The sequence below is a fragment of the Bartonella sp. DGB1 genome, from assembly GCF_041345015.1.
Lineage (GTDB): Bacteria > Pseudomonadota > Alphaproteobacteria > Rhizobiales > Rhizobiaceae > DGB1.
The window spans coordinates 1,331,157-1,342,903 of record NZ_CP166769.1 but is presented as its reverse complement, the minus strand read 5'-3'; the positions used below and the strand labels follow the sequence as shown (position 1 = coordinate 1,342,903).

The following is an 11,747-nucleotide window of genomic DNA, read 5'->3' as shown; positions in this document are numbered from 1 at the left end:
GATTGCTCACATGGAAAATTCATCATCTTCTTTTCTAAATAATTTTTCTACCTTAGAGTTATTTTTACAAGCCAGTTGGCCAGTTAAATTTATTATGTTACTACTGATTGCAACATCTATTTGGAGTTGGACTATTATTTTTGATCGTATTTTCTTCTTGAATAGACAAAAAAAATCTATGCAAATTTTTGAAGATAATTTCTATGGAGGAGCGGCAATTGATAAAATGTATAGAGTGTTTGAAGGTCGTAAAACTATAGGATTAGCCTCGATATTTATGGCTGCTATAAGAGAATGGAAAAGAGCTTTTGCTAGCAATAACGATAAAGTTCCTGTAGATCTAGATGGGCGTTTGAATAGAGTTATAGAATCATCGCTTAATAAAGAAATAGAAAGACTTAATAATAGATTAGCTGTTTTAGCAACTATAGGTTCCGCCGCGCCTTTTGTTGGATTATTAGGAACCGTGATTGGTATTATAGATGCTTTTCAATCAATAGCTATTTCTAAAAATACTAGTTTAGCAGTAGTTGCACCGGGCATAGCAGAAGCTTTACTCGCGACAGCTCTAGGTCTTATTGTGGCTATTCCTGCTGTGGTTGCATATAATAGATTTTCTGAAAAAATATTACATTTAAGTCATAGGTTAGAGATTTTTGCGGATGATTTAGCGATAAATTTATCTCGACAAGCGGTAGAATTATCTATCTTAGATCATAAAAGTAACTTGAGTGAAATAAAAAAATCTTCTGGAGATGAATAATATGAGTTCATCTAATTATAGAAAAAAAAAACGTAGGAAACAGTTTATCAGTGAAATTAACGTTACACCTTTTGTGGATGTTATGCTGGTTTTATTGATTATTTTTATTGTGACTGCTCCGATGTTAGTGACAGGAGTAGAGATTAACTTACCGAAAACTAGCGCGTCTAGTTTACCTGCTGCAGAAAATAAATCTCTTACAATAACTTTGACAGCTGAAGGTCAGATAAATATTGATAATAAAATATTTACTGTGGATGAGCTGCTTGCAAAATTGACCTCATTAAAGAATGATTTAGGTACTGATGCTAGAATATGGGTAAGAAGTGATAAGAATCTTAATTACGGTAAGGTATTAGAAGTTATTGCTGTTTTACAACAAGTAGGCTTTAGTAATGTTGCTTTAGCGAGTTTAACCGCTGATTAATTTAGGGATAAAATGAAACGCCCCTTTTTATATGCTATATTAATTCATATTTTTCTTTTTTTGGCTTTCTTTTTAGGGCATAAAACGCCTTATCAAGAAGTTGATAAGCCGGTTATAACAATAACGTTAGATAATATTATTGAGCAAAAATTAGATAAACCTCTAGAAGATATTGAAATAAAAGATAAGGAAAATGTAGAATTTGTTACGAAAGTTACAGGGGAAAAAGAAATAGAGACTGATATAGAAACTAATACAGAATTAGAAAATGAAGTTATATCTTTTCCAGCGAATATAGAAGAAACTATAGAACAAAAGGATAATAATTCATCTGTTATAGAGAATAAACATCAGCAAAATTCTACAAAAGCAGCAGAAGTTATAGCGGAAAATATAATACAAGAGGAGATGAAAGAATCTATACCAGATGTTAAATCCTCGCCGGTAAATGAAATAGTTGCTGATGAAGTTGCGGATAAGGTGGACTCAATAAATGAGCCAATAGATGGTGAGGAAGAAAATTTAGCTTCAATTAACCACGATAAAGAAAAAGAAGACAACTTTTTAAGAGAATCGATCGCAATAAAAGATTCATCGCCAGAAGTTGAATCGTTGATTACTCAAGCTTATGTTCCTGAGGAGAAAATAAATTTAGATTTAGCAGAGGAAGAGCCTATTAACCTTCAACAATCAGAGCAGAAGGTAATAGATGTGGTTAATAAAGATCTGGCCAAAATAGAAGAACAAATACCTGTACCCGTAGATTTGACTAATAAAGAGCCGGTTAAAAAGGAAGAGCAAATACCTATACCAGTAGATTTAACTAATAAAATGCGGGCTAAAAAGGAAGAGCAAATATCTTCACCAGTAGATTTAACCAATGAAGAGCAAGTGAAAAAGGAAGAAGAAATACCCGTACCGGTAGATTTGACTAATAAAGAGCGAATTAAAACCGAAGAACAAACATCGTTGGTATTAGACGTTGCAGCAATAGAAAAAGAGCTTGAAGAGGTAGACTCTACACCTGTTGAGAATGATAAGAAATCTAGAACAGAAATAAGAAATTCATTAGAAACTGAAAATGTGGAGAGTTTTTTACGGAATATTTCTACAAAACAGTCAGATGATGAGGCGCGTAAACAATTGCATAGAGCAGAGTTAGAAGGTCTCAAGCAATGTTTAGAAACACAATGGCAAATAATCGGCGGTTCTAGAGTGGATGAAGTTGTAATTATTTTTTATTTAAATATGTTTAAAGATGGTACCATTAAAGGTGAACCATTGATTGTGGTAAAAGGAGTACATAAGCGGGTTGACATGTTAGAATCTACAGCAAAAAGAGCTATCATAGCTTGTAGCCCATTTAAATTATCTAGTGAACGTTATGATTTATGGGAAAAAATTCAAATTAATTTTTATCCAAATGGATACTAACTATAATTAATAGTAATTTTCCTTGCTAAAAAGGGTGAATATGCATTATATCTAATTTAAGATTTAGTTATTTTGGAAATTAGTAAATGCAAAATTTTTTAGTTGCTTTTAACCTTGTTAAAAAATATATTTTCATCTGTACGGTGTGTCTGTTTTTTGTTCCTATAAATCCTTATGCTACTTCTATAATTAATATTTCAGGAAAAAATATTGCTCCTATTCGTATAGCTATACCAACTATAGCTTCTGTTGATGACTCTGGCGCAGAAATATATAAATTGATATTTAATAATTTAACTAAAACTAATATGGTTTCTTTTGTTCCAGCTAATAAAATAGAAAATTTATCCATTAATAAAGAACCTAATTTTAATTTATGGAAAACAATAGACGCACAGTTATTAACTGTAATCTCAGTTGACTATTTTGAACAAGATAAATATCAGATTAACGTAAGAATTTGGGATGTCTATCGTAATAAACAGTTAGATGCTCGTCAATTAACTGTTGCCAAGGCCGGCGTGCATCATGTCGCACATATAATATCCGATATGTTATATACTAAAATTTTTAGTTTAAAAAGTAATTTTGATAGTAGAATTGCTTATATAGAAAATCAAGGTACTGTCTATGAACCTAAAAATAAAATAGTTATTATGGATCAAGATGGAAATAATATATGTTATTTACCTACTTCTGAAGATTTGATAGTGTCACCTAAATTATCACCTAAACATAATTTTATCACTTATTTTAAATTTGTTAATAATATAGCCAAATTATATAGTTTAGACTTACAGAATGGTCAAGAAGAACTGTTGTTAGACGATTATGGAATTGGTTTTTCTCAAGCTATCTCTTCTGATAATCAACGTATGTTAGTAAGTATATTTGATGAGTGGAATGGGTCTAATATTTATGAATTAGATTTATTAACTAAACGTAAACGACAATTAACATTTAGTATATATAATGATATTTCTCCATTCTATTCTCCTGATGGTAAATATATTGTTTTTTCGTCTGATCTTAACGGTGGACAAGATCTATATGTGATGAATTCTCATGGTAAAGGACTAACAAGAATATCTAAAAATGCCGGAGAATATTTTAAACCTGTTTGGAGCCCAAATGGAGATCTCATAGCTTTTATATATAAAAATGATATTAATATTGCTTTGGCTACTATGAAACCTAACGGAACAGCAATGAAGATTTTATCAATAGCAGAGCATATTGATGGAGCATCTTTCTCACCGAATGGTCAAGAAATAATATTTACTAAATGGTTAGATGGAACACCACATTTGTATAAAATTGATATTTCTGGTCACAATGAAACGCTTATCAACACGCCAAATGTAGCTCAAGATGCAGATTGGTCTTACTATCTACATTAGCAATTATAGGTTAAATATGTTTAAGAAAAATTACAATATAATAATTAAATTTTTTATTAGTTTATCTTTTTTGACTTTATATGCTTGTGCGAATAAAAATATTAGAAGTTATGAGTTGGGCATTTTGCAACCAACTCAAGAAAAAGTAGCTAATAATATAAAATTTGATAAAAATATATACAGCTTAAGTGAAGAATCAAAGGTAATTTTAGCAAAACAAATAACTTGGTTAGAGCAAAATCTTAATAAGAATATCCTTATTGTAGGTTATGCTGGAAGTCACAATATTAATGATTTTGCAACTTTATTAGGTTATAAAAGAGCTTTAGCCGTGCAGCAATATTTATTAGGACATGAAATTGATTCAAAGCGTTTAAAAATTACTTCTGTTGGTGCTAATTATAGTTGTGAGACTATAAGTAAATGTGGTTCTGGAGGTGGTAAAGTTCTATTAGTGGTTGAAGATAAGTGATAGATTCATTAGATTCCTCAATAAAAAATTTTTTAACTGATAAATTTACTGAACTTCAGTTAAGCTCTATTTCTCTATCTAATAATAAATTTACAGTAGCTGTTTCAGGTGGTGGTGATTCTTTAGCATTATTATTTTTATTATATAATTATTTCAAAAAAAATAACTTATTATCTAATCTTTATGCTGTTACTATTGATCACGATTTACGAGCAGAATCTGCTGATGAAGCTAAATTTGTGGCAGAATTTTGTAAAAGTTACAATATCCATCATAAAATAATTAAGTGGCAAGATACTAAGCCAGAACATTCTTTACCTATGCATGCTAGAACTGCTAGATATACTTTATTAACTGAATATATGAAAGTTATTGGTTCTAAATATTTGTGGGTGGGTCATACTTGGGATGATCAAAAAGAAACTATCTATATGAGACAAATAAGAGGTCAAGGACGCGGTGAAGCTGGTATACCGCCGATATCAATCTTATTTAATAAATTTTTTTTGTTACGTCCATTATTAGATGTTAAACGAGCAGATTTACGTCATTATTTAAAAACAAATAAAATAGTTTGGGTTGATGATCCAACTAATGAAGATCTTGCCTACGAAAGACCAAGAGTAAGAAAATTACTGCAGAATATTAATCCTAATATCAATAGAGTTAATTTACAGTCGGCGGTTACTAGAAGAATCAATTTAAATAAAGAAACTTTGAGCTTATTATCTTCATTTAATATTAGCTGGGATAGCGGTAAATTATTGTTACCTATTGCTTTGCTAGGCGAAGCGCCCTATAAAAAGAAAGTAGCTTTTGCTGTTAATTTATTAGTATCTATAATTGGTGGAAATAGTTATTTATTATCATGGTCTGATCAAGAAAAACTATTTAATAATTTGCTTAAGTTATCTAATGGTAAATCTATAACTATAGCACGTAGTATAATAAAAAAATCTAAATCAGAATTAATTCTATCGAGAGAGAAAAGACATTTAAAATCACAGGTAATTTTGCCAAATAGTCAAAAAATATGGGACAATAGATTTTTAATAAGGAATAAACAAAATTATCAATTGTTAATAGAGCCGGCAAGTTTTTTTGCCGATGGTGTTAAAATTTCTAGTGAATATGGTGTTTTTGAGATACCAGCAGGAAGTTTTTTGAAATATAAAAATTTAGAAGTAGAATATTTATTACAACCATTTTATTTTATGACGAATATTTATGATATTGAAATTTATAAAAAATTATCAGATTTGTTGGGGAAAGAAAACAAATATACTTTTAATAACTTTATTATTGAACAATAAAATCTTGGCAAAAGAGATTTAATTTCTTATGTTAAGAGAGAGAATATATTATTGAAGATGTGAGATAAGTAAAAAATGACATTCAATTACCGTAATTTTGCCTTATGGGCTATCTTTGCTTTATTAGGTTTTATTATTTTCCAATATATTAATGGTGATATTAAACGTGATCAAGTTCCGAATATTCCTTATTCTGAATTTTTAAAGAAGATTGATAATGAGGAAGTAAAAGAAATAAATATGGTAGGGCCAAGAGTTAGTGGTGTTTATCGAAATAATAATAAATTTACTACTTATACTCCAGCCGATGCTAATTTGATTCAGCGTTTAGAAAAGAAAAATGTTATTATAAATGCCGCTGCTCCATCTGAAGGTAATGGTTTTTTAGGTTATTTTTTAACTTGGTTACCATTGTTAATTATTTTAGCCATTTGGATATTCTTTATGCGACAAATGCAAGGGGGCGGTAAGGGTGCTTTAGGATTTGGTAAATCTAAAGCAAAATTATTAAATGAAGCGCATGGAAAAGTTACCTTTGGTGATGTTGCTGGAGTAGATGAGGCAAAAGCAGATCTAGAGGAAATAGTAGATTTTTTAAAGGATCCAAAGAAATTTCAAAAATTGGGTGGTCGTATACCTAGGGGTGTTTTATTAGTTGGTCCTCCAGGAACTGGTAAAACATTATTAGCTCGTGCTGTAGCGGGTGAGGCAAATGTACCTTTTTTTAGTATTTCAGGATCTGATTTCGTTGAAATGTTTGTCGGTGTAGGTGCTAGCCGTGTTAGAGATATGTTTGAACAGGCTAAAAAAAATTCACCTTGTATAATTTTTATTGATGAAATAGACGCCGTTGGTAGACAAAGAGGTGTTGGACTTGGTGGTGGTAATGATGAACGTGAACAAACGTTAAACCAATTATTAGTAGAAATGGATGGTTTTGAAGCTAACCAAAGTATTATTTTAATTGCAGCTACAAATAGACCTGATGTTTTGGATCCAGCTTTATTGAGACCGGGGCGTTTTGACCGTCAAGTAGTTGTACCTAACCCAGATGTTATAGGCAGAGAGCAAATTTTAAAAGTTCATGTTCGTAATGTACCGCTTGCGCCAAATGTAGATTTAAAAATATTAGCACGTGGAACTCCTGGATTTTCAGGAGCGGAATTGATGAATCTAGTCAATGAAGCTGCACTAATGGCTGCTCGTCGTAATAAACGATTAGTTACCATGCAAGAGTTTGAAGATGCTAAAGATAAAGTAATGATGGGTGCAGAGCGTCGTAGTAATGCTATGACACAAGCTGAAAAAGAACTCACTGCTTATCATGAAGCGGGGCATGCAGTAGTGGCTTTACATGTACCACATGCCGATCCTGTACATAAGGCTACTATTATACCTCGTGGTAGAGCTTTAGGTATGGTAATGCAATTACCAGAAGGAGATAGATATTCAGTCAGTTATCGTTGGATGTTATCACGTCTAGTGATAATGATGGGGGGCAGGGTAGCTGAAGAATTGCAATTTGGTAAGGATTTTATTACTTCAGGTGCTTCGTCTGATATTGAACAAGCAACTAAATTAGCGCGTTCTATGGTAATGCGTTGGGGCTTTTCAGATAGTTTAGGACGAGTAGCATATGGAAGATCACCAGAGGAATCTCATTTTGGCTATGATTCGAGTCAGCCTTTATCCGATGATACTGCTAAATTAATTGATAAGGAAATAAGGCGCTTTATTGATGAAGCATATCAAGAGGCTATACGTATTTTAACAGTTCATAGAAAAGAATGGCATGCTATCGCTTTAGGCTTGTTAGAATATGAAACTCTAACTGGTGAAGAAATACAAAAAGTTATGCTAGGGGAAAAGTTAGTTAGAGAAGATAGTCCTTTAGAAGAAAGTAACAATTCAGTAGCTTTACCAAAGTCTAAAAAAAGGACTATAAAAAAAGTAAAAAAATCTAATGATGATGCTGGTGAAGTAGACAATCAAAAAAGTAATTCTTAAACTAATAATAGAATGAACGTTCTATTATTAGTGAGAAATTTGGTTAAGTTAGCAGGAATATTAAATAAGTTAATAATTTGTTCTATAGTGTCAATTATCGTTATTTTATAATTTTTATTGAATAACGATAATTGACTTTAACATTTTGTTATAAGGAGTTTTGTTGATGAGAAAATTATTTGGTACTGATGGTATTAGAGGAAGAGCAAATAGTTATCCCATTACTCCAGATATAGCTATGAAAGTAGGTATGGCTGTTGGTACTATATTGAAACAACAAGCCGGTAAAGATGTAAATGAACCATTAAGAGTGGTTATTGGTAAAGACACACGCTTATCTTGTTATATGTTAGAAAATGCTTTGGTATCTGGTTTTACAGCAGTAGCTGCTGATGTTTTTCTGCTCGGTCCTATTCCTACACCTGCGGTAGCAATGTTATGTAGATCTATGCGCGCTGATGTAGGGGTGATGGTATCTGCATCTCATAATCCTTATTATGACAATGGTATTAAGTTATTTTGTCCTGATGGTTATAAATTCTCTGATGAGTTAGAATTGAAAATAGAAAGATTAATGCAGAGTGATCTAACTAAATATTTTGCAAAAGATGAGTATATTGGTAGAACAAGAAGAGTTAGCGGTGATATTTATAGATATATTGAATTTGCTAAAAGAACTCTAGGTAATATTTCTTTATCAGGATTACGTATAGTCGTGGATTGTGCTAATGGTGCTGGTTATAAAGCGGCTCCTTGTGCATTGTGGGAATTAGGTGCTGAAGTAATAACGATTAATGATCAACCAAATGGCCTTAATATTAATCAGGGTTGTGGTTCTACTAATTTAGATTCTTTGATAAAAAAAGTAAAAGAAACTAGAGCTGATATGGGGATGGCATTAGATGGTGATGCTGATCGTGTAGTAATGGTTGATGAAAATGGTCATATAGTAGATGGAGATCAGTTACTAGCTATTATTGTGCGAAAATGGATGGAAGAGCAAAAATTACGAGGGGGTGGAGTAGTTGCCACTATAATGTCTAATCTTGGTCTAGAGCGTTTTTTAAATGGTAAAGGGCTGGATTTAATTAGAACACAAGTAGGTGATCGTTATGTCGTGGAATATATGCGGAAAAATGGATATAACGTGGGTGGTGAACAATCTGGACATGTAGTATTATCTGATTTTGCGACTACGGGTGATGGTTTGATAGCTGCTTTACAGGTTATTGGTTATGCAAAAGAACAGCAAAAAACTTTAAGTCAATTAGCACATCAATTTGAAAAAGTACCGCAATATTATAAAAATATACCTATTATTAATAAAAATATTATTAATAATGAAAAAGTAAAACAGGTAATAAAAGAGGCAGAAGCTAAGTTACATAATATAGGTCGTTTGGTTATTCGTCCTTCGGGCACTGAACCGCTCATTAGAATCATGGGAGAAGGTGATGACAGAGATCTAATAAAAACAATAATTGATAATTTAGAAGATGTAATTAAAAGTAATAATCTAAATAAAAATTAATTTATTAGTGATTTGTTTAATCATTCTGAAATAATAAAGCTCTAGTTATCCCCGCTAGATCTTTGTTATATTGTAAAAAGTTGAAATTCTCATTAGTAAAAATTTTAATTATATCCGTAGCTTGTCCTTTACCTATTTCTACAGCTATATATCCATTATTAGCTAAAAAATCTTTAGCTTGCTTAGCAATATTTTTGTAGAATTTTAATCCATCTTCGCCGCCAAATAAAGCTATATGCGGGTCAAAATTTTTAACTTTATTATCAAGGTTATTCATATCATCTTGACTTAAATAAGGTGGATTAGAGATAATTAAGTTAAATTTACCAGTTAGATTGTTAAATAAATCGCTATTAATTAAGGTAAGGCGATCATTAACTTGATGAGTAATAGCATTATCAAGAGTGATTTTTAATGCTTCTGCGGAAATATCTACCGCTGTCATTTCCAAGTGAGGAAATTCAGCTAAGAGAGTTACAGTTATGATGCCACTTCCACATCCTATGTCTAGAGCAGTAAGATGGTTCTGTTTGACTAATATGGGTCTTACTAATTCTATCAGAGCAATAGTATCATCTCGTGGTTCTAAAATATTGTTAGAAAATTTAAATTCTCTTCCATAAAAATCTTTACAGCCTATAATACGATATATAGGCTCCTGGTTAATTAATCGTTCAAGATAATCATTCAGTAGTTGTACTTTATCGTTTGCGATAATTTTATCAGGATTAAGAAAAATTTCTTGCCAGTGAATTTTGCAGACAAATGCTAATAATAATCTACCTTCCAGATAAATAATATTTCTATTATCATCGTTACATAGAATTTCAAGTTTTAATTTGCTCTGTTGCCATAATTTTGATAAGGAAATCCCGTTCAATTCATTGATCCATTTCAGCTAATAACTTACTTTGTTGATCTGTTATCAAGGCGGAGATTAACTCATTCAGATCGCCCTCTAATATTTTATCTAATTTATATAAGGTTAAATTAATGCGATGATCAGTTACGCGACCTTGTGGAAAATTGTAAGTACGAATACGTTCTGAACGATCTCCAGAGCCTACTTGTCCTTTTCTATGAGCTGATCTTTCTGCTTCTGCTTGTTGCCTTTGCATGTCGTAAAGTCTAGATCTTAAGACTTGCATCGCACGTTCACGGTTTTGATGTTGTGATTTTTCTGCTTGTACAACTATAATACCAGTAGGAATGTGAGTTATTCTTACAGCAGAATCTGTAGTGTTAACATGTTGTCCACCAGCACCAGAGGCTCTCATAGTATCTATTCTTATATCTTCATTTTTTATTTCAATATCTATTTCCTCAGCTTCTGGTAATACAGCCACGGTTGCGGCAGAGGTATGAATGCGCCCGGAAGCCTCAGTATCTGGAACTCTCTGAACTCGATGTACACCCGATTCAAATTTTAAATAGGAAAAAACAGACTTACCAGATATTGATGCTATTATTTCTTTAAAGCCTCCTGCATCTCCTTCACTGGTAGATACAATTTCTACTTTCCATTTTTTGGAAGCGGCATATTTTTCATACATACGGAACAAGTCTCCGGCAAATAAAGCCGCTTCTAGTCCACCTGTTCCAGCGCGTATTTCTAAGATAACATTTTTACTATCAGATTCGTCCTTAGGTAGCATGAGAAGTTTGATCTGTTGAGCTAATTCTTCTATTTGTGTTTGTAGCGCTAACTTTTCTTCTTGAGCCATTATTTTCATATCACTATCGGCATTAGTATCTTTTAGTAATTGCTCAATATCATTAAGTTCATGGTTAGCTTTTTTCCAATTACGGATAGCCATAACAAGCTCTTGTAGTTCTGCATAGTCAGAAGCCAGTGAAGCATAAGTTGAAGGGTCGATATCTTGTGTTAGTTGATGTTCTATGGTTTGAAATCTTTTTTCAACTTGTTCTAGACGTGTTAATGAAAATGTTATCATTTTAAAACCTTTAATTTACTCTTTTATAGCTTAACTTTATTATCTTTTGCAAATGTTTCTAACTATTCTCATAAAGAAGCTGTGACAATTAGTTTATGAATTATTTTTATAAATTTATTTGCAGTTGTTTAGCATTTAAAGATATTAATATATTTTTATGTACCAAAATTTATGGCGTTTACTGAAAATTGTTTAATTTTATCACAACATGGTTGCTATTAATGTATGACTTGTCATTTCACTACCTAAACTAACAGTTTTTTATACGTTCCTTGTTTGAATAATGGTTAACAAACAGCGAGGAAGTAATGAGATAAAGAATTAAAATTATTACGTAATAACTTATTATAATTGCCATTTGCCATAAGATTGAAATAGATCGTTAGATCTAATTTTTCAGTTTGTGGTAGACATGTTATAAAAATGTTATCATGTTAAAGCCTTT

Annotated in this window: 10 protein-coding genes; 8 read left to right on the top strand and 2 right to left on the bottom strand. The window is 31.6% G+C overall.

Annotated elements, in window-relative coordinates; translation table 11 throughout:
• Window positions 1-10: 10 nt before the first annotated feature.
• From tolQ to glmM, 8 genes are all read left to right on the top strand, one after another.
• A complete protein-coding gene (gene tolQ, locus AB6T46_RS06675) occupies window positions 11-763 on the top strand; it encodes a protein TolQ (protein WP_370931360.1) in 753 nt (250 codons plus the stop codon).
• A 1-nt stretch (window position 764) separates the two neighbouring features.
• A complete protein-coding gene (locus AB6T46_RS06670) occupies window positions 765-1,190 on the top strand; it encodes an ExbD/TolR family protein (RefSeq protein WP_370931359.1) in 426 nt (141 codons plus the stop codon).
• Between the two features lie 12 nt (window positions 1,191-1,202).
• A complete protein-coding gene (locus AB6T46_RS06665) occupies window positions 1,203-2,624 on the top strand; it encodes a hypothetical protein (protein ID WP_370931358.1) in 1,422 nt (473 codons plus the stop codon).
• Between the two features lie 86 nt (window positions 2,625-2,710).
• Window positions 2,711-4,024, top strand: coding sequence for a hypothetical protein (locus AB6T46_RS06660; protein ID WP_370931357.1), 1,314 nt, complete (start codon window positions 2,711-2,713; stop codon window positions 4,022-4,024).
• Window positions 4,025-4,040: 16 nt separating this feature from the next.
• Entirely contained in the window at window positions 4,041-4,496 is a 456-nt protein-coding gene (locus tag AB6T46_RS06655; RefSeq protein ID WP_370931356.1) for an OmpA family protein, read from the top strand.
• Window positions 4,493-5,809: a tRNA lysidine(34) synthetase TilS gene (gene tilS, locus AB6T46_RS06650; protein ID WP_370931355.1), complete on the top strand. Its 1,317-nt coding sequence runs from the start codon at window positions 4,493-4,495 to the stop codon at window positions 5,807-5,809. The genes AB6T46_RS06655 and tilS overlap by 4 nt, the downstream gene beginning before the upstream one ends.
• Window positions 5,810-5,884: 75 nt before the next feature.
• Entirely contained in the window at window positions 5,885-7,816 is a 1,932-nt protein-coding gene (ftsH, locus tag AB6T46_RS06645) for an ATP-dependent zinc metalloprotease FtsH (protein ID WP_370931354.1), read from the top strand.
• A 163-nt stretch (window positions 7,817-7,979) separates the two neighbouring features.
• Complete coding sequence (glmM, locus tag AB6T46_RS06640) at window positions 7,980-9,347, top strand: phosphoglucosamine mutase (protein ID WP_370931353.1); 1,368 nt, start codon at window positions 7,980-7,982, stop codon at window positions 9,345-9,347.
• Between the two features lie 16 nt (window positions 9,348-9,363).
• Here glmM and prmC read toward each other — a convergent pair whose 3' ends face one another.
• Window positions 9,364-10,227 (bottom strand): peptide chain release factor N(5)-glutamine methyltransferase, encoded by an 864-nt coding sequence (gene prmC / locus AB6T46_RS06635; RefSeq protein ID WP_370931352.1) that lies wholly within the window; start codon window positions 10,225-10,227, stop codon window positions 9,364-9,366.
• A 1-nt stretch (window position 10,228) separates the two neighbouring features.
• A complete protein-coding gene (gene prfA / locus AB6T46_RS06630; RefSeq protein ID WP_370931351.1) occupies window positions 10,229-11,302 on the bottom strand; it encodes a peptide chain release factor 1 in 1,074 nt (357 codons plus the stop codon).
• Window positions 11,303-11,747: the final 445 nt, after the last annotated feature.

Bases quoted from the DNA above. Each gene is read 5' to 3' on its own strand.
- tolQ (WP_370931360.1), top strand. From the start codon at position 11: ATGGAAAATTCATCATCTTCTTTTCTAAATAATTTTTCTACCTTAGAG.
- AB6T46_RS06670 (WP_370931359.1), top strand. From the start codon at position 765: ATGAGTTCATCTAATTATAGAAAAAAAAAACGTAGGAAACAGTTTATC.
- AB6T46_RS06665 (WP_370931358.1), top strand. From the start codon at position 1,203: ATGAAACGCCCCTTTTTATATGCTATATTAATTCATATTTTTCTTTTT.
- AB6T46_RS06660 (WP_370931357.1), top strand. From the start codon at position 2,711: ATGCAAAATTTTTTAGTTGCTTTTAACCTTGTTAAAAAATATATTTTC.
- AB6T46_RS06655 (WP_370931356.1), top strand. From the start codon at position 4,041: ATGTTTAAGAAAAATTACAATATAATAATTAAATTTTTTATTAGTTTA.
- ftsH (WP_370931354.1), top strand. From the start codon at position 5,885: ATGACATTCAATTACCGTAATTTTGCCTTATGGGCTATCTTTGCTTTA.
- prfA (WP_370931351.1), bottom strand. From the start codon at position 11,302: ATGATAACATTTTCATTAACACGTCTAGAACAAGTTGAAAAAAGATTT.